16 protein-coding genes and 1 riboswitch are annotated in these 22,413 nt (G+C 74.6%); of the genes, 4 read left to right on the top strand and 12 right to left on the bottom strand.

The genetic code is table 11. The features are described from left to right. Positions 1-5 precede the first annotated feature (5 nt). The 4 genes from ACQZ2A_RS02775 to mraZ all read right to left on the bottom strand — a co-directional run bounded on the left by ACQZ2A_RS02775 (position 6) and on the right by mraZ (position 4,187). On the bottom strand, positions 6-2,084 hold the full coding sequence (locus ACQZ2A_RS02775; RefSeq protein ID WP_430206975.1) for a penicillin-binding transpeptidase domain-containing protein: 2,079 nt from the start codon (positions 2,082-2,084) through the stop codon (positions 6-8). Positions 2,085-2,107: 23 nt separating this feature from the next. Next, positions 2,108-2,590, bottom strand: coding sequence for a hypothetical protein (locus tag ACQZ2A_RS02770; protein ID WP_430206974.1), 483 nt, complete (start codon positions 2,588-2,590; stop codon positions 2,108-2,110). Next, positions 2,587-3,567: a 16S rRNA (cytosine(1402)-N(4))-methyltransferase RsmH gene (gene rsmH / locus ACQZ2A_RS02765; RefSeq protein WP_430206973.1), complete on the bottom strand. Its 981-nt coding sequence runs from the start codon at positions 3,565-3,567 to the stop codon at positions 2,587-2,589. Before rsmH ends, ACQZ2A_RS02770 begins: the two co-directional genes overlap by 4 nt. 176 nt (positions 3,568-3,743) lie before the next feature. Further along, entirely contained in the window at positions 3,744-4,187 is a 444-nt protein-coding gene (mraZ, locus tag ACQZ2A_RS02760) for a division/cell wall cluster transcriptional repressor MraZ (RefSeq protein WP_430206972.1), read from the bottom strand. Between the two features lie 387 nt (positions 4,188-4,574). Here mraZ and ACQZ2A_RS02755 point away from each other — a divergent pair, with 387 nt between their 5' ends. The 3 genes from ACQZ2A_RS02755 to ACQZ2A_RS02745 are packed head-to-tail and all read left to right on the top strand — an operon-like array spanning position 4,575 to position 9,164. After that, positions 4,575-5,579, top strand: coding sequence for an AAA family ATPase (locus tag ACQZ2A_RS02755; RefSeq protein ID WP_430206971.1), 1,005 nt, complete (start codon positions 4,575-4,577; stop codon positions 5,577-5,579). Between the two features lie 7 nt (positions 5,580-5,586). Beyond that, complete coding sequence (locus ACQZ2A_RS02750) at positions 5,587-6,855, top strand: DUF58 domain-containing protein (RefSeq protein WP_430206970.1); 1,269 nt, start codon at positions 5,587-5,589, stop codon at positions 6,853-6,855. Further along, positions 6,852-9,164 carry a transglutaminase TgpA family protein gene (locus ACQZ2A_RS02745; RefSeq protein ID WP_430206969.1) on the top strand — a complete coding sequence of 771 codons (2,313 nt, stop codon included), beginning with the start codon at positions 6,852-6,854 and terminating at the stop codon, positions 9,162-9,164. The genes ACQZ2A_RS02750 and ACQZ2A_RS02745 overlap by 4 nt, the downstream gene beginning before the upstream one ends. Before the next feature lie 72 nt (positions 9,165-9,236). Here ACQZ2A_RS02745 and ACQZ2A_RS02740 read toward each other — a convergent pair whose 3' ends face one another. From ACQZ2A_RS02740 to ACQZ2A_RS02715, 6 genes are all read right to left on the bottom strand, one after another. After that, positions 9,237-10,751, bottom strand: a complete 1,515-nt coding sequence (locus ACQZ2A_RS02740) for an RNA polymerase sigma factor (RefSeq protein ID WP_430206968.1) — start codon at positions 10,749-10,751, stop codon at positions 9,237-9,239. A 243-nt stretch (positions 10,752-10,994) separates the two neighbouring features. Continuing rightward, positions 10,995-11,384 (bottom strand): universal stress protein, encoded by a 390-nt coding sequence (locus tag ACQZ2A_RS02735; protein ID WP_430206967.1) that lies wholly within the window; start codon positions 11,382-11,384, stop codon positions 10,995-10,997. Between the two features lie 58 nt (positions 11,385-11,442). After that, complete coding sequence (gene metX / locus ACQZ2A_RS02730) at positions 11,443-12,573, bottom strand: homoserine O-acetyltransferase MetX (protein WP_430206966.1); 1,131 nt, start codon at positions 12,571-12,573, stop codon at positions 11,443-11,445. Positions 12,574-12,590: 17 nt separating this feature from the next. Further along, positions 12,591-12,701: riboswitch (SAM riboswitch) on the bottom strand. Positions 12,702-12,801: 100 nt separating this feature from the next. Next, entirely contained in the window at positions 12,802-13,929 is a 1,128-nt protein-coding gene (locus ACQZ2A_RS02725; protein ID WP_430206965.1) for a DUF4192 domain-containing protein, read from the bottom strand. 100 nt (positions 13,930-14,029) lie between these two features. Beyond that, on the bottom strand, positions 14,030-14,410 hold the full coding sequence (locus ACQZ2A_RS02720; protein WP_430206964.1) for a YkvA family protein: 381 nt from the start codon (positions 14,408-14,410) through the stop codon (positions 14,030-14,032). Between the two features lie 74 nt (positions 14,411-14,484). Further along, entirely contained in the window at positions 14,485-15,225 is a 741-nt protein-coding gene (locus tag ACQZ2A_RS02715) for an EcsC family protein (RefSeq protein ID WP_430206963.1), read from the bottom strand. A 137-nt stretch (positions 15,226-15,362) separates the two neighbouring features. On the opposite strand from ACQZ2A_RS02715, the gene ACQZ2A_RS02710 reads away from it, so the two are divergent. Beyond that, the gene (locus tag ACQZ2A_RS02710; RefSeq protein WP_430206962.1) at positions 15,363-17,054 is read left to right on the top strand and encodes a DNA polymerase; all 1,692 of its coding nucleotides are present in this window, start codon (positions 15,363-15,365) and stop codon (positions 17,052-17,054) included. A 506-nt stretch (positions 17,055-17,560) separates the two neighbouring features. Here the strand turns inward: ACQZ2A_RS02710 and ACQZ2A_RS02705 are convergent. Together ACQZ2A_RS02705 and hrpA are read right to left on the bottom strand one after the other, a co-directional pair. Beyond that, on the bottom strand, positions 17,561-18,481 hold the full coding sequence (locus ACQZ2A_RS02705) for a PAC2 family protein (protein WP_430206961.1): 921 nt from the start codon (positions 18,479-18,481) through the stop codon (positions 17,561-17,563). Between the two features lie 79 nt (positions 18,482-18,560). Continuing rightward, on the bottom strand, positions 18,561-22,406 hold the full coding sequence (hrpA, locus tag ACQZ2A_RS02700) for an ATP-dependent RNA helicase HrpA (RefSeq protein WP_430206960.1): 3,846 nt from the start codon (positions 22,404-22,406) through the stop codon (positions 18,561-18,563). Positions 22,407-22,413: the final 7 nt, after the last annotated feature.

The raw sequence follows: 22,413 nt of genomic DNA, 5'->3' as shown, positions 1-22,413 counted from the left end.
CGAGCCTATCGCCTGGGCTGCTTCTTGCCGTCACGCAGCACGTCGGGGTCGGCCAGCGCCTCCTTCGGGTCGACCTCGAGGGTGAGGTGCTGCGCCTTCTTGCCCGTCGGCGGGATCTTCAGCTCCTGGAGCGCGTAGGTCATGACGTCCTTGAACACCGGGCCCGCGACGTAGCCGCCGAAGAACGGGTAGGTCGGCTTCTGCACGATGACGGCGACGACGACCTGCGGGTCGTCGGCCGGCGCGTAGCCGATGAAGCTCGCCGTCTTGCCGCGGTACTTGCCGACCTTGTCGTCGTAGAACTCGGCGGTGCCGGTCTTGCCGGCGATGCGGTAGCCGGGGATCTGCGCCTCCTCGGCCGTGCCGTCGGGGCTCACGACGCCCTCGAGCATCTTCCCCACGTCGGCCGCCGTCTGCTCCGAGACGATGCGGGTGCCCTTGGAGGCCGGCATGACCTTCTCGGTGCCGTCGGCCTCGGTGGTGCTGTCGACCAGCCGGGGCGCCACGCGCACACCGCCGTTGGCGATGGTCTGGAAGACCGACGCGGCCTGGATGGCCGTGACCGAGATGCCCTGGCCGAAGGCGACCGTGGCGCGCTGGGTGCCGCTCCACGTCGACGACTTCGGCAGCAGGCCGCCGGACTCGCCGGGGTACCCGACGCCGGACTTGCTGCCGAGCCCGAACTTGCGGAAGTAGCGCTCGAGGGTGGCCGGCTTGAGCGTCTCGGAGACGAGGATCGTCCCGATGTTGCTGGACTCGGCGAGCGTGCCCGCGACCGTGCGGTACTGCGTCGGGTGCTCGTGGCTGTCCTTGAAGCGCTGGTCGTAGCGCGGCAGGCGGTTGGGGATGACCACGGGCGTCGACGGCGTGACCGTCTTCTCCTCGAGGGCGGCGGCCATCGTCATGATCTTGGCCGTCGAGCCCGGCTCGAAGACGTCCGAGAACGCCTTGTTGTCCAGCTGGGCGCCCTTCTTGCCCACGTCGGTGTCGGGGTCGAAGGTCGGGTAGGACGCCACGCTCAGGAGGTCGCCGGTCTTGGCGTTCATGATGACGACGGTGCCCGCCGTGGCCTTGGTCTCCTTGATCCGCTGCGCGAGGGCGTTCTGCGCGTACCACTGGAGCGAGGAGTTGACCGTCAGGTGCACGTCCCGGCCGTCGACGGCCGGGGTGGTCGTGCTCTGCCCGGACGGGATGGCGGTGCCGTCCTGGCCCTGCTCGAAGGTCAGCTTGCCGGGCGTGCCCTGCAGCTGCTTGTCCACCATCAGCTCGACCCCACCGCCGGGCCGCCCGTCGTCGGTGACGTACCCGACGAGCGCGGCCGACGTCGTGCCCTGCGGGTAGGTGCGCTCGGAGCGGGTCTCGCGGCGGTCGCGGTCGATCCCCGGGATGCCGAGCTTGGCGATCTTGTTCCAGGTCAGCGGTGTGACGTCCTTGCTGAGGATGCGGTACTTCGAGGTGCCGGTCAGCTGCGTCACCAGCTGGTCCTCGGGCGTGCCGAGCAGGGGCGAGAGCTTCTCGGCGGCCTGCCGGACGGCCGCGGCCGAGGTCTCGGGCGCGCAGGTGGACTTCTTCGTGCGGAAGGTGCAGACCGCCTGCTGGTTCGCGACGACGACCTCGCGCACCACGCTCGAGGCGAGGACGGTGCCGTCGGCCGAGACGATCTGGCCCCGCATCGCCGGGAGGATCTGGGCGGTCACCCGGTCGCTCTCGGCCTCGGCGGCCACCGCGCTGGCGTCGAAGCCCTGGATGCGCACCAGCTGGGCACCGAAGATGCTGAGGACGAAGACCGTGGCGACGGTGAGGGCCCGCATCCGGCGCCGCGGGCTGGGCCCGGGTTGGTCACGGGCGGTGCGCGCGGCCGGGCGGCGGGGACCGCCGGAGCCGGTGGCCCGGGTGGTGCTCGGGCGACGACGGGGCGCGGGCCCCTGGCCGGAGCGCGGGGTCGGACGGGCGGATGCCTTCTGCGCCACCGGCTTCCGCTGCGGCGCGCCGGCACCGGCGGGGCGTCGGGACGCCGCCGGACGCTCGGCGGGACGGGCAGGACGCGCGCGGGTGCCCTGCGGGGGCTTCTTCGGTGCGGTCACGGGTGCGGCGTCCTCGCGGGTCGTCAGCGGCTGGTGGCGGTCGGCGGCGTCGACGGGGTGGCGCGCGCGGTGGACGAGGACTCGGTGACCACGCTAAACGTCTCGTCCTTGCGGGCCTTCTTCGCCACGCCGACGACCTTGCCGTCGGAGAGGCGCAGGAAGGCCGGCGTCTCGGCGGGCACCATCCCGAGCGAGCGCGCCTCGCTGGCGAGCGGGCCGGGGCCGGAGACGGCGTCGAGGGCGTGGCGCAGGTCGTCCTGGGTGTCGGAGAGCTCGTCGGACCGGTGCTGGAGGTCGCGCATCGTGAACGACCCCTTGGCCATCGCGGTGTTGAGCAGCAGCACCCCGACGAACCCGGCGAGGACGAGGGCGACGCACAGCGCGAGGAACCACCCGTTCCCCTGGGCGGGGGCGGGGGCGACCACGCGCAGCGAGCGCGGCGTGGGGGCGGTGGCGCGGCGCGAGGACGGGCGGACCTGGGGCCGTGCCGTCGCGTGCTGGCTCATGCGGGGACTCCGTTCGGCGAGAGGCGTTCTGCGGCCCGCAGGCGGACCGAGGCGGATCGGGGGTTGGTGTGCTGCTCGGACTCGGAGGGGACCTCCGCGCCGCGGGTCAGGAGCCGCAGGTACGCGGCGTGCTCGGGCAGCTCGACGGGCATGCCCGCCGGGGTGCGGCTGCGCGCGCCCTCGGCGAGCGCGTGCTTGGTGATGCGGTCCTCGAGCGAGTGGTAGGACTCGACGACGATGCGGCCGCCCGGCGCGAGGCAGCCGATCGCCGCGTGCACGGCCCGCTCCCACACCTCCAGCTCGGCGTTGACCTCGATGCGCAGCGCCTGGAAGGTGCGCTTGGCGGGGTGTCCCCCGCTGCGCTGCGAGGCCGCGGGGACGGTGGCGCGGAGCAGCTCGACGAGCCGGGCCGAGGTGGTGAACGGCTCCTTCTCGCGCTCGCGCAGGACCGCCGAGGCGATGCGGCCGGCGAACCGCTCCTCGCCGTAGGTCTTCAGCACCCGGGCCAGGTCGCCGTGGGAGTAGGTGTTGAGGACGTCGGCGGCGGTCATCCCCCGCGTCTGGTCCATCCGCATGTCCAGCGGGGCGTCCTGGGCGTAGGCGAAGCCGCGGTCGGCCTCGTCGAGCTGGAAGGAGGAGACGCCCAGGTCGAAGAGGATGCCCGCCGCGGTGCCGTCGGCCTGCTCGCGCAGCACGTCGGCGACCTCGTCGTAGACGGCGTGCACGGCGGTGAACCGGTCGCCGAAGCGGGTGAGGCGCTCCTGCGCGAGGGCGATCGCCTCGGGGTCGCGGTCGAGGCCGACGACGCGCGCCTGCGGGCAGCGCTCGAGGATCGCCTCGGTGTGGCCGCCCATCCCGAGGGTGGCGTCGACGCAGACGCTGCCCGGGGCCTGCAGCGCGGGCTCGAGGAGGTCGACGCAGCGCTCGAGGAGCACCGGGACGTGGCGGGAGCCGGCGTCGCCTCGGCTGCTGGTCATCTCACTCCTTCGCGGGTCTCGGGTGGTGCGCGGTGGTGCGGGTGCGGGTCGACCCGGCGGCTGGTCCCCATCCGATCCGCGCCCGGCGCGGGGGAAGACGCGTCGGGTGTCGGGTCGGCTGGAGGCCGGCGGTCGGGTCGGTCGTGCTCGGTGGGCTGCTGGGACGGCGGTGTGGGTCAGAGGCCGGGGACCACCTCCTCGGTGCCGGCCGAGTAGGCGGAGTAGGCGGGCATGACGGCGTCGAGGTACTCGCTCCAGCGCGCGGTGTCCCACACCTCGAGGCGCGAGCCGTTGCCGATGACCGTGCAGTCCTTGTCGAGGCCGGCGTAGGCGCGCAGCGCGGCGGGGACGGTGACCCGGCCCTGCTTGTCCGGGGAGTCCGGGTGGGCGCTGGCGCGGAAGACGCGGATGAAGTCGCGCACGCCCTTGGTCGAGCCGGAGACGGACTGCATCTCCTGGGAGATGCGGTGGAACTCCGAGGTGGGGAAGACGTAGAGGCAGCCCTCCTGGCCGCGGGTGACGACGAGGCCGTCGGCGAGCGCGCCCCGGAAGCGGGCCGGGAGGAAGAGGCGGCCCTTGTCGTCGAGCCGGGGCGTGTGGGTGCCGAGGAACTCGTCCACGACGCCACCTCCTCGACCCGTCCGGCGGCTCCCTCTGCCTCCGGTCTTCCCCACTTTACTCCACCAGCGCCCCTCTTCGGGAGCGTTCGGGTCGATCGGCTCGTCCGAACGGCTGAATCTGCAGGTCAGCGCCGGTGGAGCGAAGTGGGGCGGATTCTCGGCACCCGGGCCACGAGGCGCCCGTCGGCCGCGCAGTGCCGGACGACGAGGAGGCTGAGGGCCACCCGTCGGGCCGGGTGGGGCGCGGTGGAGGGCCCCGGTGGAGCGGGGTGGGGAGCCATCCCGCGTGCGCGAAGCCGTTCCGCGGGGCCCGAGGCTGATGCACGATGAGGGCACCACCTCGCCCCCTCGCTCGTTGGGGGGGGACGAGCCGACGAAGGGACCCCCGTGAGCGACCTCGAGCACGACCCCCGCACGACGACCGACCCGAGCCTGCGCGGCTCCTCCCTCGACCAGGTGCTGCAGGTGTCCAGCCGGCTGGCCACGGCGATGAACTCGGTCATCGAGGGCAAGCAGCCGGTCGTGCGCACGGCCATCACCGTGCTGCTCGCCGAGGGCCACCTCCTCCTCGAGGACGTCCCCGGGGTCGGCAAGACGCTCCTCGCCAAGACCCTGGCGCGGTGCGTCGACGCCTCGGTGCGCCGGGTGCAGTTCACCCCCGACCTGCTGCCCAGCGACATCACCGGCGTGTCCGTGTTCAACCAGGACGTGCGCGACTTCGAGTTCCGCCCCGGCGCGATCTTCGCCAACGTCGTCGTCGGTGACGAGATCAACCGGGCCTCGCCGAAGACCCAGTCCGCGCTCCTGGAGTCGATGGAGGAGGGTCAGGTCACCGTCGACGGCACCACCTACACGCTGCCCCGGCCGTTCATCGTCATGGCGACGCAGAACCCCATCGAGATGGAGGGCACCTACCCCCTCCCGGAGGCCCAGCGCGACCGGTTCATGGCGCGGATCTCGATGGGCTACCCCTCGGCGCGCTCCGAGCTCGACATGCTCGAGCTGCACGGCGGCGGCTCGCCCCTGGAGTCGCTGCAGCCGGTCACCGACGCCGCCACGGTGCAGGCGATGGTCGAGGCGGTGCGGACCGTCCACGCCTCGCAGGCGGTGCGGCAGTACATCGTCGACCTCGTCGGCTCGACCCGTTCCAGCTCGGCGCTCCGGCTCGGCGCCTCCCCCCGCGCAACCCTGCACCTGTTGCGTGCGGCGCGGGCGCACGCCGCCCTCGCCGGTCGCGACCACGTCCTGCCCGACGACGTCCAGCAGATCGCGGTCCCGGTCCTGGCCCACCGCCTCATCCCGACCGGCGAGACGCAGATGGCCCGGCGCAGCACCGCCGACGTGCTGACCGACCTGCTCCAGCGGGTCCGCGTCCCGGCCCCCACGCGCTGAGCCGCTCGTGCACGCACTGCGCCGCACGCTGACCACCCGCGGAGCCTCGTTCGCGGGGAGCGGTCTGGTGCTCGTGCTCGCCGGGATCCTCCTCGGGCAGCACGACGTCACCCGCATCGGCGTGCTGCTGCTCGCCCTCACCGGGGTCTCGCTGCTCCTCGTGCGGCGCCACGGCCTGCACCTCGAGGTGACCCGCGAGGTGCGCCCGGGACGGGTCGCCATCGACCAGCGGTCGGTGGTCACCGTGCGGGTCCGCAACTCCGAGGGGATGCCCACCCCGGTCCTCATGGCCGAGGACGCCATCGACTACGCGCTCGGCGACCGGCCCCGCTTCGTCCTCCCCGCGCTGCGCGGTGGGCTCACCCAGGAGGTCCAGTACACGGTGCGCTCGCACACCCGCGGCGTGCACCACGTGGGGCCGCTGCAGGTCCGGGTCCGGGACCCGTTCGGCCTGACCCTGCGCACCGCGGCGGTCAGCGGCCGGTCCGAGGTGGTCGTCCTCCCCCGCGTCGTCCCGCTCTCCGCGGGCCGCTCGCTCGGGAGCGGCATCGGCAGCGAGGGCTCGATCCCGCACATGGTCGCGCTGCACGGCGAGGACGACCAGACGGTGCGCGAGTACCGCGACGGTGACGACCTGCGCCGCATCCACTGGCCGGCGACGGCCCGCACCGGCGACCTGATGGTCCGCCAGGAGGACCGGCCGGCCAAGCGCCGCGCCGTCGTGCTCCTCGACTCGCGCGCGGCGGGCCACGGCGGGTCCGGGCGCTCCGGCTCCTTCGAGTGGTGCGTCACGACGGCCGCCTCGGTCGTCGCGCACCTGGTGGCCGGCGCGCACGCCGTGCACCTGCTGAGCGCCGACGCCGCCGAGGACACCGGCACCCGGCACGACGACAGCCTCGAGAGGGCCCTGGACTCCCTCGCCCGGGTGCGCCTCGGGGGCGACGAGGCGATGAGCTCGGTGCTGCACGACGCGAGCGGCCTCACTGGCCAGGGTGGCCTCGTCGTCTACGTCGGCGGGCCGCTCGGCGACGACGACGCCCACACCCTGGCGGCGCTGCGCCAGCCCGGGTCCACGGGCGTCGCGCTCGTGGTCGAGCCCGGCACCTTCGGCGGGCGCGGGTCGCGCCGCCGGGACCCCGGAGCCACGGACGCCGCCGAGGCCAGCGCCGCGACGCTGCGCGCCTCCGGCTGGCTGGCCACGGTCGTCGACGCCGCCACCGAGCCGGCCCAGGCCTGGAGCACCGCCGTCTCGAGCACCCTGGCGGGTGCCCGGTGAGCCGCAGCCGGGGCGCCGACGCCGCCCTCGCCGCGCTCGCGACCGTCGCGGTGACGCTCCCTCTCACCGACCTCTTCACGCCGACCTCGGCCTGGGTGCGCCCGAGCCTCGTCCTCGTCATCGTCGTGGCCCTGGCCGGCGTGGGGCTGCGCGCGCTGACGACCGTGCGGCCGCTGGTCGTCGCGGGCCAGGCGGTGGTCCTCGCCGAGGGGGTCGCCCTCATCCACGGCGGCGGGCACCTCTGGGCCGGTGTGGTGCCGACGCCGGAGACCGCCCGGGCCCTCGGGGTGCTCCTCGGCGACGCCTACGCCACGGTGACGCAGTTCTCCGCCCCGGCGCCGGCCGACCGTGGCACGACGCTCGCGATCAGCCTCCTCGTCGCCGCGACGGCACTGGCCACCGACGCCATCGCCGTCACGTACCGCAGCCCGGCGCTGGCCGGCATCCCGCTGCTCGCCGCGTTCCTCGCGGCCGCCACGAACACCTACACCGGGCTGGCCGCCTGGCTCGTCGTGCCCCCCGCGGTGGTCTGGCTGGCGATGGTCGGCCGGCAGGGCGTGCGCTCGCTGCGCACCTGGGGTGGCACCGCCGCCCCCGGGGGCCGGCCCGCGGCCGACCCGTCCGCGGCCTTCGCCGGGCTCGGCCGGGTCGTCGGCGGCACGGCGCTGGCGGCGGCCGTGGTGCTGCCCGGCATCGTTCCGCACCTCTCCCCCACGTTCATCGCCGACGGCCTGGCCCGGGGCGACGGTGGTGGGGGTGGCGGCGGCACGGTGCGGCTCTCGACCAGCATCGACATCGCCCGCGACCTCGCCGACCGCTCCTCGGACCCGGTCCTCGTCTACCGGACGACGTCCAAGGACCCGGAGCCGCTGCGGGTCGGGCTGCTCGACAGCTACCGGCGCGGACGCTGGCAGGCCTCCTCCGACATCAGCTTCGTCCCGCTCGACGGCCGGCTGCCCGGCGCCTCGGCGCTGCCGTCGGTGAAGCGCACCACGGAGAAGATCACCGTCTCCTCCTCCTCGATCGGGGTGCCGCAGGTGGCGATGCCCGCCAACCCGCTCGGCGCGCCGTTCCCGGTCAACAGCTGGCAGGTCACCGGTGACGGGCTCGTCGAGCTGACCCAGCCGGTCGGTGAGTACACGGTCGAGTACGAGCAGCTGGCCCCGACCGCCGACCAGTTCGGCGCCACCCCCGAGGGGAACGCACCCAACCCCGAGGACCTCGCCCTCGAGCCGCGCTCCGAGGAGCGCGTGCGCACCTTGCTCGACGAGATCACCGACGACGGCGACACCCCGCTCGAGACCGCCGTCGCCATCCAGGACTACCTGCGCAGTCCCACCTTCACCTACTCCGAGGACCTCGCCGACCAGACCGCGCAGGGCGCGCGCCGCGAGGAGCCGCTCGTCAGCTTCCTCGACAACCGCCGCGGCTACTGCGTGCAGTTCTCCAGCGCGATGATCATGCTCGCGCGGGCCGGCGGCATCCCCGCCCGGATGGCCGTCGGCTTCCTCCCCGGCGCCATCGACGGCGACGACCGGGTGGTGCGGGTCAGCGACGCCCACGCCTGGCCCGAGCTCTGGTTCCCCGACCTCGGGTGGATGCGCTTCGAGCCGACCCCCGGAGTCCGCAGCGGCGTCGCCCCCGGGTACACGCGGGAGGCCAGCTCCCCCGGGAGCAGCGCGGCCCCCTCCGCCTCGGCCTCCACGTCGCCCTCGGCCTCGGCCGCGCCGCGACCGACCGGCGACGTCACCGCCGAGGACCCCACCGACCCCGGGTCGACCACCACCGACACCGGTGTCCTCGACGTCGTGCGCGACAACGCCACGAGCATCGGGGTGGGGCTGCTCGTCCTCCTGGTCCTCGCGCTGACCCCGGTCGGGGCCTGGCTGGCGCGGCGCCGCGCCCGGGCCCGGGCCCGCGACGACGCCGAGCGCACCGAGGCCGAGTGGCAGTCGCTGCTCTCGCGGCTCGGGGACATCGGCCTCGTGCCGCACGACGGCGCGACACCCCGGCGGGCCTCCCAGGAGCTGGGCCGGGCCGCCTACCTCACCCCGGACGAGGACGCCGCCCTCGGGCGGGTGGTCGCCACCCTCGAACGGGCCCGCTACGCCCGGCCGGGCACCGAGCTGCCCGACGTCCAGGACGACGTGCGCACCGTGTGGCGGGCCGCGCTCGGGCGGCGCCAGCGGCTCGACCGCGTGCGCGCCCTGCTGCTCCCCGAGGAGGGGCGCCGGCACTGGCTCTCGATGCTCCGGTTGCCGGCCCGGTTCCGGCGCGGCGGCGCCCCGGCCCCCGACGACGAGGACTGAGCCTGCGGCAATCGGGCACGACGAGGGGCCCCGGGCGGTTCGCCCGGGGCCCCTCGTCGTGTGCTCGCGACCTCAGTCGAGGTAGTCGCGCAGCGCCTGGCTGCGGCTGGGGTGGCGCAGCTTGGACATCGTCTTGGACTCGATCTGGCGGATCCGCTCACGGGTGACCCCGTAGACCTTGCCGATCTCGTCGAGGGTCTTCGGCTGGCCGTCGGTGAGCCCGAAGCGCATCGAGACCACGCCGGCCTCGCGCTCGGACAGCGTGTCGAGGACGCTGTGCAGCTGCTCCTGGAGGAGCGTGAAGCTCACGGCGTCGGCCGGGACGACGGCCTCGGAGTCCTCGATGAGGTCACCGAACTCGCTGTCGCCGTCCTCGCCGAGCGGGGTGTGCAGCGAGATGGGCTCGCGGCCGTACTTCTGGACCTCGACGACCTTCTCGGGCGTCATGTCCAGCTCCTTGGCCAGCTCCTCCGGGGTGGGCTCGCGGCCCAGGTCCTGGAGCATCTGGCGCTGGACGCGGGCCAGCTTGTTGATGACCTCGACCATGTGCACCGGGATGCGGATGGTGCGCGCCTGGTCGGCCATCGCGCGGGTGATGGCCTGGCGGATCCACCACGTGGCGTACGTCGAGAACTTGTAGCCCTTGGTGTAGTCGAACTTCTCGACCGCACGGATGAGGCCGAGGTTGCCCTCCTGGATCAGGTCGAGGAAGAGCATGCCGCGCCCGGTGTAGCGCTTGGCGAGGCTGACGACGAGGCGCAGGTTGGCCTCGAGGAGGTGGTTCTTGGCCTTCTTGCCGTCCTGGGCGATCCACCAGAGCTCGCGCTTTAGCTTCATGTCGAGCTTGTCGCCGGAGTTGAGCTTCTCCTCGGCGAACAGGCCGGCCTCGATGCGCTTGGCGAGCTCGACCTCCTGCTCGGCGTTGAGGAGGGCGACCTTGCCGATCTGCTTGAGGTAGTCCTTGACCGGGTCGGCGGTGGCGCCGGCGGTGACGACCTGCTGGGCGGGTGCGTCCTCGTCGTCGTTGCTCATGACGAAGCCGGTGTCCTCGCCCTCGCCCTCCTTGCCGGTCTTGGCCGGGGTGGCCTCGTCCTCGCCGGCGTCCTCGAGCTCGACGTCCTCGACGGTCTCGGCGGCGTCCTCGTCGGTCGCGGCCTTGGCGGCGGCCTTCTTGGCGGCGGCCTTGGTCGGGGCGGCCTTCTGGGGGGCCGCGGGAGCGGCGGCGGCCGAGGCGGCCTTCTTCGTCGTGGTGGCCTTCTTCACCGGGGCCGCGCTCTTGGCGGCCGCCTTCTTGGCCGGGGCCTTCTTCGCCGTCGCCGAGGCGGTGGCCGCGCTCTTCTTCGCCGTCCGGGTGGCGGCGGCGGCGACACCGGCGTGCTCGTCGTGCCGGACCTCGATGCCCTGGTCCCCGAGGGCGCGCAGGACGATGCGGCCGCGGCTGGGCCGCACGTCGGCGGCCAGCAGTGCAGCGGCGACCTGCTCGCCGGTCACCGACCCGGTGGTCCGCCCCTGGCGCACGAGCGTCTGGAGGGCCTGGTGGGCGAACTCCGGGGGGAGAGCGCTCGGATCGGGGGAGGTCGTGGACACAGGCGACACGGCTACCTTTCGTCGCGGAGGACCGCGGCGCCGGGGACACGGGGGTCCGACGACGTGCGGTGAGGAGGGTCCGGGGTGGCGCTCCGGCTGATCGGTTCGACCCCGTCCGGCCAGGTGCGCTCTACCATTATAACTTTCCCCGGCGCGAAGCGGCACATCCTGGGGCCCGGCCGCCCACCGGACAGGCCGGAGGACGCCGTCCCGTGCCGGTGTGGCAGAGCCCGGTCGGCCGGGTCAGCCCTTGACGGCGAGCACGGCGCAGGGCGCGTCGAGCAGGATCCGCTGCGCGTTCGAGCCGAGGATCAGCTTCCCGACCGGTGTGCGGCGCCGCAGCCCGATGACGATGAGGTCGGCGTCGGTCTCGTTCGCGACGGCGATGAGGTCCTCGGCGGGCTCGTTGCCCCGGACCAGCTGGCGGACCTCGACCTCGGTCCCGCTCGCGTTCATCTCGTCGGTGACGCGCTGCAGCTCCTCCTCGCCGGCCCGGGCCTGCTCGTCGTCGAGCCCGCCTCGGTGGGAGTTGATGACGACGAGCCGGCTGCCCCGCCCCTTCGCCTCCTCGACGGCGCGGGCGAGCGCTGCCCGCCCCTCCTTCGTCGGGACGAAGCCAACGACGATCGTCACGGTGTCCTCCTCGGCCGGGGTCTCGGTCTGCTCGACCGTACCGCAGAGAGGCGCCTCGTCACGGCGCGGCGAGCACCTCGGCGATCACGCCCCCGACCTGCCCGGTCTCGACGAGGAAGCCGTCGTGCCCGTGGGTGGACCCGATGACGGTCAGCGCGGTGCCGGGACGGGCCCGCACGACCTCCTCGGAGAGGCGCAGCGGGTACAGCCGGTCGGTCGTCACCCCGGCGACGTGCAGGTGCCCGCGGTAGGCCTGCAGGGCGGCGGCCACACCACCGCGGTCGCGGCCGACGTCGTGGCTGTTCATCGCCTCGGAGAGGACGACGTAGCTGTTGGGGTCGAAGCGCCGGGCCAGCTTGGTCGCGTGGTGGTCGAGGTAGCTCTCGACGTCGTAGCGGCCCCCGCCGCCCAGCGGGTCCTCCCCCGCGCGCGGCCGGCGTCCGAAGCGGTCGTCGAGCTCGCCCTCGTGCCGGTAGGTGGTGTGCGCGATGCGCCGGGCGATCCCCAGCCCGGTCAGCGGGGAACGCCCGGTGTCGTAGTAGTCGCCGCCCTGGAAGTCGGGGTCGTGCCGGATGGCGAGCAGCTGCGGCTGGCACCACGCCACCTGGTCGGCGGTGGCCGCGGCCGTGGAGGCCAGGACGAGCGCGCGCTCCACCCGGTCCGGGTGCGTGGCGGCCCACTCGAGGGCCCGCATCCCGCCCATCGACCCCCCGAGGACCAGCGCCCACCGGTCGATGCCGAGCGCGTCGGCGAGCGCGGCCTCGACGGCCACCTGGTCGCGGATCGTGACGAAGGGGAAGCGCGAGCCCCACGGCCGGCCGTCCGGAGCCGGTGACGCCGGCCCGGTGCTCCCCTGGCAGCCACCGAGCACGTTGGCCGCGACGACGAACAGCCGGTCGGTGTCGAGCGGCGCCCCGGGCCCGACCAGCCCCGGCCACCAGCCGCCGGTGGGGTGCCCGGAGCCGGCGTCGCCGACCACGTGGCTGTCCCCCGTCAGGGCGTGCTCGACGAGCACGGCGTTCTCGCCGCCCGGCGAGAGCGTCCCCCAGGTCTCGTAGGCCACCGTGACCGCGGGCAGCACACCGCCCCGCTCGAGCCGGACCTCCCCGACCTCGACGAAGCGACGGTCGCCGACGGGGTCGCCCGGGCGCCAGACGGCTCCGGTGGACCGGGTCGGGGTGGCAGTCATCGCAGATGGCTCCTCGGAACTCGCGCTTGCCGCGAGCGTTCGCCGCGGCCGGGTCATCACCCGGGGCACCCCACCGCGAGGAGGGTTGCCGCCCAGCAAACCGGGGTTTGGCGCTGGGACTCATGACCTGCATCGATCGTACCGGCGCGCGCGCCGGCCGCGGTGGCCGTCCGCGGGACGGACCACCCTGCGGACCACCCTCGATCCTTCCTCCTCCACCCCCGCCGATCACCCGGCCCGCCCGAGCTGCCGGCCGCCGGGGAGCCGGCGGTCGAGGCGGATGCCGTGCTCGACGAGCCGCGCGAGCAGGCGGGCCAACCGGTACCCCGGGTCCAGGCGCAGCGCCCGGTCGAGGGCGGCGCGGGTCTGGGCTCCCTCGCCGAGCGCCCAGGCGACGTGCGCCGCCAGCGTGCACACGGCGGCCGCGTCCTCCGGCCGGTCGTCGGGGACCGAGCGGCACAGCACCAGGACGCGCTGCAGGACCGCGTCGCGCTCCGCCGGGTCGCCCCGCTCCCCCGGGTTCCCCCGGTCCGCCGTGGCCGACGGGTGCGGGGGCCAGGACCCCATCCCGGCCCAGCGCGGCATCGTGCGCTCCAGCAGCGCCAGCACCACGGGGTCCAGGCTCGCGCGCGGCAGCACCGTGGGTGAGAGCCAGGCGATGACGGCGTCCCGCAGCGCGATGTCTCGCAACCCGGCGACCGCCGCGGCCACCACGGCGTCGGGAACCGCGGGCGGCTCGCGCCCTCCCGGCGACCTCCCCGGCGCCAGGACCGCTCCCCAGGCGGCCACCGCCTCGCGACGACGCCGACGGGCGGAGGTGCGTGGCCGGTCGGCGAGGGCGACCGCGACGCCCGCGGACCGGACGGCTTCCGGTTCGACGAGCCGGTCGACGGCCGCCCGGTCGGCGAGCGGCGCGCGCCCCAGCGCGACGAGCTCGGCGACCGCCGGCACGGCATCGGCGGCGGGCACCGGCTCCCCCTCGACCGGGCAGCACGACTGGCTGCAGACCGGCGAGTAGCGGCGGCCGGCGCGCACGACGTCGACCTCGAGCACCGTGACGCGCTCGGCCTCGAGGCACTCCACGAGGCGCATCAGGAGGGGCCGGCACTCGTCCTCGGTGTCCTCGTACCCGACGAGCAGCACCCGCCGGACCTCGTTGCGCAGCAGGGGGTCGACCACGGCGCGGACCACCGGCTCGACGTGGTCCTCGGGCGGGAGGTCGACCCGCAGGACGAGGCCGACGCGCCGGCCCTCGAGGGCCAGGGCCACGACGCTGCGCCGGGGGTGGTAGCCGAGCTGGTAGGGCAGGACGGCGAGCACGTCGCCGGGGCCACGCAGGCCGATGTGGGTCGTCATGGGGACCACGTTCGTGGCCCGCCGGCACCGCGGCCAGGGGGTCCGGGCGATCTGTGGACGACGGGGCGCCGCGGGGCGCCCTGTGGACGACGGGGCCCGCTCAGCCCACGACGTCGGAGGGCACGGTCGGCCCGCGCCCGGGCCCACGGCCCTGCTGCTTCTCCCACTCGAGGAACTTCTCGGTCTCCTCGACGAGGGTGGTCGCGACCCAACCGAGCACCATCGCGTCGTCTGCGACGCCGAGCACCCCGAGGACCGACTCGGGGAGCAGGTCGACCGGCGAGACGACGTAGGCGGCGCCGGCCGCGACGAGGCCGAGCTTGCCGAGGCTGGTGCCGGTGTACTCCCCGGAGCGGACCGCGGCCACGAGGCGGGGGACGGCCACGGCACGCTCGCCGAGGGTGGGTCCACCCGGCTTCGTGGCGAGGCGCACCGCCCTGCCGAGGGCGCCGACGTAGGCGAGGGTTCGGGCTCGGGCCACGGGGTCCTCCTGGGCTCGCGGGTGGGTTCGCTGGTGGTGACGGTCGGGGAGCGCGGGAGGTTCCCGCGCCGCGCTCAGGCGGGGCCGATCTGACCCGTGACGGCGGGGAACTCGCGCTTGGCGTCGACGGCGACCCGGCGCAGCAGCACGGCGTCGACACCGGCGCCGACGACCCCGCCGACCACCGGCACGCCCCGACCGAAGCGGGCGAGCACGCCCTTGCCGCTGCTCGCGACGAGCTTGAAGAAGACGCCCTTCTTGACGACCATCGACGCCGGGCCGGGCAGGCGCTGGGCCGCGAGGTTGGCGAACGTGCCACCCATCGGCGCGGCGAGCTTCGCCTTCTCGATGAGGTCGTCGGCGTCGGCTCCCACGAGGGTGAGCAGGACGGCGGCGCGGATCTGCGGCTGGTCGATGTCGTGGCCCCGCACGCGGGCGATGGCGGCGGTCATCCGCGTCGCGAGCGCGTAGAACGCGACGACGTTGGCGGGCAGGGCGATCGGCAGGGTGACGAACCCTCCGAGCCCCGTCACGAAGCCCTCGGCGCCGGCGAGCGCGGTGTGCGAGCGGATGATGGCGTCGACCGCCTTCTCACGGTCCCCGCCGCTGGCGCGCAGGGCCTTGTCGGCGACCTGCGACGCGGGGTCGAACGGTCCCTTGCCGTCGATGCCGATGTCGAGGATCTGGTCGACGACCCGGACCGCCTGGCGGCCGAGCACGCCGTCGTCCTGGGGGGCATCGCCGGCCCGCTCGAGCGCGGAGCGGGTGTCCTGCACGGCGTCCTTGCCGGTACGGCCTCGGTCGAGCAGTCCCACGTCGTCCTCCTGGGTCGGCCGGGGCGGCGCAGGGTCGTCCGCTCGGGCTCCGGCTCCGTCATCCTGCCACGCAGCGCGGCTGACCTGCGGCGGGGTGCCCGACCACCCGTGACGGTGGGCGGCCGTACGCTGCGGCCATGCTGTCGGGCGAGGTGGCGGTGCTCGTCGCGGGCACCGGGGGTGCGGGCTGCGCCGTCCTCCACGCGGGCCGCCTCGTCGCCGTCCCGGCCACCGAGGTGGCCGCGGTCGTCGCCGACCTCGAGGCACGTCACCACCCGCGCTGGGTGTGGTGGTCGGCCGGCGAGGCCGCCCGGGCGGTGGTCGCCGCCCGCGTGCACCTCGCGCGGGCCTGGGACGTCGCGGAGGCGCACCGGCTCCTGAACGGTGGATGGGACGCCGCCCCGGCGCTCTGCTGGGCCGCGGCCCACGACCTGCCCGCCGACACCGTCCCGGCGCCCCCGGGCGGTGACCTCTTCGACCTCGTCGGCGCCGACGACCTGCCCCCGCCCGACGTGCTCGTCGACGCCGCCGGCCACCTGCGCGGCGACCACGCCCGGTGGCTCGAGGACCCCGCGCACCTCGGCGCCTGGGCCGAGGCCGCCCTCACCGTCGCCCGGCTCCAGCTGGCCCGCGCGCAGGCGGTCTCGCCGCGGTTGGCCTCCACCGTCGCCTCGGAGTCCGCGGCCGCCCTGCTCTGCCTCGAGCTCGAGCGCGACGGCCTCCCCCTCGACCGCGCCCGCACCGAGCAGCTCGTCGCCGAGGCCGCCGGGCCCCGCACGGTCGGTGACGCCGAGACGGTCGCGGCCCGGCGCGCCCGCGACGAGACCGTGCTGCGACACGTGCCGGGCCGCGAGTCCACCGACCTGCGGAACCCGGTGCAGGTCAAGGAGATGCTCGCCGCCGTCGGGGTCGAGGTCCCGAGCACGCGCAAGTGGGTGCTCGAGGCCTACCGCGAGGTCCATCCCGTCGTCGACGCCCTCCTCACCTGGCGGCGCGACGAGCGCATCGCCACCACCTACGGGTACCGCTGGCTCGACAGCCACGTCGGTGCCGACGACCGGCTGCGCGGCCGGTGGACGGCCTGCGACGGCGCCGCGGGCCGGATGACCGCCGAGAACGGGTTGCACAACCTGCCGGCCGCGCTGCGTCCGGGGGTGGCGGCCCATCCCGGGTTCGTCTTCGTGCGCGCCGACCTCGGGCAGGTCGAGCCACGGGTGCTCGCGGTCGTCAGCGGTGACACCGCCTTCGCGGCCGCCACGCGAGCAGACGACCTCTACGCCCCCGTGGCGCAGCGGTTGGGATCGGACCGCGCGGTGGCCAAGATCGCCGTGCTCGCGGCGATGTACGGGCAGCGCAGCGGGGCGGCCGGCGAGGCCCTCAAGGGGCTGGAGGCCGCCTACCCCGTCGCGATGGGGCTGCTGGAGCGGGCGGCGGCATCGGGGCGGCGCGGCGAGCCGCTGCGCACCTTCGGTGGCCGGCTGGTGCCCACCGGGCGCTTCCTCGCGTCCAGGCCACCCGGTGCCGACCCGCAGCTCGACGCCGCGCGCGGGCGCTTCGCGCGCAACGCGGTCATCCAGGGCTCGGCCGCCGAGCTCTTCAAGGCGTGGGCGGCCACGGTGCGGGCGTCGGTGCGCGACCTCGGTGCATCGGTGGTGCTGTGCCTGCACGACGAGCTGCTGCTCCACGTGCCCGAGGAGCACGCCGCCGAGGCGGTGCGGCGGGTGGACGCCTCGCTCGACCGCGCCGCCCACCACTGGTCCGGCGGCGCGCCGGTGCGCTTCGTCGCCGACACCTCGGTCGTGCGGCGCTGGTCCGAGGCCAAGGACTGACGCGGAACGTCAGGCCCCGGCGCTGCGGGGCGCCCCTCTCACGACATCACCTCTGCTGGGACGTCCATGTGCTCCGGTTCTCGGACCACAGCTCGGCCCAGATGCCGGAGCAACCACCCATGTGCTCCCGTCCGTGGGCCACAACGGCCCACATCTTGGAGCAACCGTCCATGTGCTCCGGTTCTCGGACCATTTCGGCCCGGATGCCGGAGCAACCGTCCATGTGCTCCCGTCCTTGGGCCACAACGGCCCACATCTCGGAGCAACTGTCCACGTGCTCCCGTCCTCGGGCCACAACGGCTCACATCTCGGAGCAACCGTCCATGTGCTCCGGTTCTCGGACCACAGCTTGGCCCGGATGCCGGAGCAACCGTCCAGGTGCTCCGAGGGTCGGGCCGGCCCAGCATCGGGAGCACATGGACGTCTCCGGTAGGACAGATGTCGGGCGGGGCCTCGGCGTGGTCACGGTGACCGCTGCGGTGGGCTTGGTCCACCGAGGAGGACGGTCAGCTCCGGTCGTCGTCCTCGTCGTCGGAGACCGAGCGCAGGAAGTCCTCGAACTCGGCGCCCAGCTCGTCGGCCGACGGGATCTGCGAGGTCTCGGTGGCGAGCAGGCTCGGCCGCTCCTGACCCTCGACGAACGCGTCGTACTGCTGCTCCAGGGCCGTGATGACCTGCCGCGCCTCGTCGCTGCCGGCGACCTCGGCCGCGATGGCCTGCTGGTTGACGCGCGCCCGCTCGACGAGCTCGTCGTTCGGGAGGTTGAGCCCGGTGGCGTCGGTGATGGCGGTGAGCGAGGCGAGCGCGCCCTCGGCCCACTCGGCGCCGGCCAGGTAGTGCGGGACGTGGATCGCGAAGCCGAGGGCCTGACGGCCCAGCTCACCGAGGCGGAGCTCGAGGAGGGCGCCGATCGAGGCCGGCACCTGCACCCGGCCGAACGGCGAGCGCGCCTCACCGATCAGCGAGTCGTCCGTGGCGTGCGCGGTCATCCCGACCGGGCGGGTGTGCGGCACGCCCATCGGGATGCCGTGCGTCGTGACGACGAGGGTGACGCCGAGCCGGTCGGCGAGCTCGCGGACGGCCTCGACGGTGCGCTCCCACTGGTAGTCGGGCTCGGGACCGGTGAGGACGTAGTACGTCTGCCCGTCACGGTCGGTGAGCCGCTGGAGGAGCATCGCCGGGTCGTCGTACTCGACCCAGCGGGTCGTGTCGAAGACCATCGCCGGCCGACGGCCGCGGTAGTCGAGGAGCTGGTCGACGTCGAAGGACGCGACGACCTCGGGGTCGCCGGTCTCGAGGAGGTGCGACCCGAGCGTCTCCTGGATCTGCCCGGCGTCGATGAAACCCCCGAGCAGCACGAGGAGCACGCCGGGGCGCGAGGCATCGACGTCGGTCTCGAGGCGGTAGAGGTCTGAGGGGTTCTGCACGGGACAAGCCTTTCACGCTGGTGCTCGTAGGGGATGAACGTCCGGGGCCCGGCACGGATTCCCGTCGCCCGTCGCGAGGTCAGCCCGCGGCCACCTCGGCGATGGCCCGCCGCACCCGCTTCTCCGACACCGAGCCCTTGGTGCCGAGCGTCTGCGCGAAGAGGCTGACCCGCAGCTCCTCGACCATCCACCCGATCTCGGTGACCTCCGCCGCCGAACGGCGCACCGTTGGCAGGCCCTCGAGCAGGTCGGCGTAGGCCCCCTCGACGGTGTCCACCTGCTCCTGGAGCACGGGCTCGCGGGGGTTGGTGGCGGCCCGCTCCAGGCGGTGCTGCATCGCCCGCAGGTACCGCTCGAGGTCCGACAACCGGGCCACCCCGGTGGCGGCGACGAACCCGGGGCGCACGAGCCCGTCGAGCTGGGCGCGCACGTCGGCCCGGGCGGTGGCGGTGGACCCGGCGGCGGCACCACCGGCCAGGGCGTCCAGGGTGCGGCGCACCTGCGCGGCGAGGACGAGCACCGGCTCGACGGCCTCGACGACCCGCAGGACCCGTGTCGCGGCGTGGGTGCGCACGGCGGCGAGTGCCGCCTCGTAGGCCGTCCCGGTGCGCACCGGCCCCGTGACGTGCTCGGCCACGATGTCGTCGACGGCGGCGTCGAGGCAGTCCTGGAGCAGCGCGGGCACCGAGCCGTGCGGGTTGTCGGCGAGGGCGAGCTTCTGGGTGTTGGTCAGCCGGGCCAGCACCCGCTTCCACGGCGCGGTGGTGTTGAGCAGCAGCAGCCGTCGCACCCCGGCGCGGTGGGCGGCCAGCGCCGACCCACGGTCGGGGAGCACGCGCAGCGCGACCGACTCGCGCTCGTCGACGAGCGCCGGGAACCCGAGCACCACCTGCCCGCCGGCCCGGCCCTCGAAGGTCTCGGGCACCGTGCCGACGTCCCACGTGGTGAGGCCGGTGCGCTCGAGCGAGCGCCCGGCGCGCGCCACACCCTCGCGCACCGCCCCGCCGGCCTGCTCGCGCAGGGCATCGAGGTCCTTCCCCGTGGCGACCACCTGGGGTCCGCGGCGCCCCGGCCGCTCGACCGAGAACGTGATGCGGAGGTGGTCGGGCACGCGGGAGAGGTCCCACTCCCCCGGCTCGATGCGGACACCGGTGCGCGCGAACAGGACCCGCGCCAGCTCGTCGGTCAGCGACCCGCGGGAGGGGTCGGCCTCGCGCAGGGCGGAGACAGCGTGGTCGGGGGCCGGGACGAAGTGCCGGCGGGTGGCCTTGGGCAGCGAGCGCAGCAGCGCCACCGCCAGCTCCTCGCGCTGCCCGGGCACCTGCCAGTCGAAGCCGTCGGTGCGCAGCCGGTTGAGGACGGCGACGGGCACGTGGACGGTCACGCCGTCCGCGGCCTGTCCGGGGGCGAACTGGTAGGTGACGTCGAGCTCGAGGTCGCCCTGGCGCCAGGTGCGGGGGTAGTCCTCCGCCGACACTGACCCGCCGGCGGCCGAGGTGAGGTCGTCCTCGGTGAGGGTGAGCAGGTCCGGGGTGCGCCGGTGCTCGCCGCGCCACCAGCGGTCGAAGTGCCGCTCGGTGACGACGTCGGCGGGGATCCGCTGGTCGTAGAAGGCGAACACGACGTCGTCGTCGACGACGATGTCGCGCCGGCGGGCCCGCTCCTCGAGCTCGGCGACCCGCTCGAGGGTGCGCAGGTTGTCCTTCCAGAACCGGTGCCGCGGGTCCCAGTCGCCCTCGACGAGGGCCGAGCGGATGAAGATCTCGCGCGCCGCGGCGGGGTCGGTGCGCGCGTACTGCACGGTGCGGTCGGTGACCAGCGGAACGCCGTAGAGCGTCACGCGCTCGGTGGCCACCGCCGCCCCGGCGCTCCGGCTCCACCGGGGTTCGCTGAGGGTGCGGGCCACGACGTGCGCGCCGGCCTCCTCGGCCCACTCCGGCTGGATCGCCGCGACGGTGCGTGCCCAGAGCCGGGAGGTCTCGACGAGCGCGCCGGCCATGACGAGGTCCGGGCGACGGCGGAAGAGGGTCGACCCGGGGTTGACCGCGAAGCGCGCGCCGCGGGCACCGAGGTACTCCCGCGTGGCCTCGTCGCGTGCACCCACGTGCGAGAGCAGCCCCGCCAGCAGCGCCCGGTGCACGGTGTCCCAGTCCGGGTCGGCGTCCCGCGCGGCCGTCGCGAGGTCGGGGTCCAGCCGGGCCTGGCGCGCGGCGCGTCGGAGCTGGGCGTGCAGGTCCTGCCACTCGCGGATGCGCAGGTAGTGCAGGTACTCGTTCTTGCACATGCGCCGGAAAGCGCTGTGCGACAGCTCTTTCTGCTGCGTCTTGAGGTAGGTCCAGAGGTTGAGCAGGGCCGCGAAGTCGGAGTGCTCGTCCTTGAAGCGGGCGTGGCTCTGGGCGGCCTGCGCCTCCTTGTCGACCGGCCGCTCGCGCGGGTCCTGGATGGAGAGCGCCGCCACGAGCACCAGCACCTCGCGCGTGCAGCCCAGCCGGCCGGCCTCCACGACCATCCGGGCCAGCCGGGGGTCCAGCGGCATCCGGGCCAGGGTCCGGCCGGTGCGGGTCAGCCGGCGCTCCCTCCCCCGGTGGCGGCCGGGCCCGCGCTCGTCGGTCGAGAACGCGCCGAGCTCCTCGAGCAGGCGCACGCCGTCGGCGACCTGGCGCGCGTCCGGCGGGTCGACGAACGGGAAGCGCGCGACGTCGCCGAGGCCGAGTGAGGTCATCTGGAGGATGACCGAGGCCAGCGAGGTGCGCTGGATCTCGGGCTCGGTGAACTCGTCGCGGCTCTCGAAGTCGGCCTCGGAGTAGAGGCGGATGCACACGCCCGGCGCGACGCGGCCGCAGCGCCCGGCGCGCTGGCTGGCGCTGGCCCGGCTCACGGGCTCGATGGGCAGGCGCTGGACCTTGGTGCGCTGGCTGTAGCGCGAGATGCGCGCGGTGCCGGTGTCGACGACGTAGCCGATGCCCGGCACGGTGAGCGAGGTCTCGGCGACGTTGGTGGCCAGCACGATGCGCCGTCCGCCGGCGCGCCGGAAGACCCGGTGCTGCTCCGCGGCCGAGAGCCGCGCGTAGAGCGGCAGCACCTCGGTGCCCGGCAGCTTGCGCGCCGTCAGCGCCTCGGCGGCATCGCGGATCTCGCGCTCGCCGGAGAAGAACACGAGGATGTCGGTGGCGTCGGGGCTCGGTGGCGCCTCGGTCCACAGCTCCTCGACCGCCTCGACGACGCCGGTGACCTGGTCGCGCTCCTCGACGACGTGCTTGCCCTCGGGGTCGAGCTCGACGAGCGGTCGGTAGCGGACCTCGACGGGGTAGGTGCGCCCGGACACCTCGATGACCGGGACCTCGCGAACCACCTCGCCCCGCTCGTCGGTGCCGAAGTGGCGGGCGAAGCGGTCGGGATCGATGGTCGCCGACGTGACGATGACCTTGAGGTCCGGCCGCCGCGGCAGGAGCTGCTTGAGGTAGCCGAGGATGAAGTCGATGTTCAGCGACCGCTCGTGCGCCTCGTCGATGATGATCGTGTCGTAGCGGCGCAGCTCGCGATCACGCTGCATCTCGTTGAGCAGGATGCCGTCGGTCATCACCTTGACCCGGGTGCTGTCGCTGCTGTGGTCCGAGAACCGCACCTGGTACCCGACGAGTCCCCCGAGCTCGACCTGCACCTCCTCGGCGATCCGCTCGGCGACCGAGCGCGCGGCGATCCGGCGCGGCTGGGTGTGCCCCACCTGGCCGGCGACACCGCGGCCCAGCTCGAGGCACATCTTCGGCAGCTGCGTGGTCTTCCCCGACCCCGTCTCGCCGGCGATCACGACGACCTGATGGTCCCGGATCGCCGCGAGGATGTCCTCACGCCGCTCGACCACCGGCAGGTGCTCGGGGTAGTGCAGCTCCGCCGCGTCGATCGCGTCGAGGGGGCGGGCGGGCATGTCCCAC

Origin of the sequence: Phycicoccus avicenniae (assembly GCF_050496545.1) — a bacterium.
GTDB lineage: Bacteria > Actinomycetota > Actinomycetes > Actinomycetales > Dermatophilaceae > Phycicoccus > Phycicoccus avicenniae_A.
This window is presented reverse-complemented; position numbering and strand designations above follow the sequence as displayed.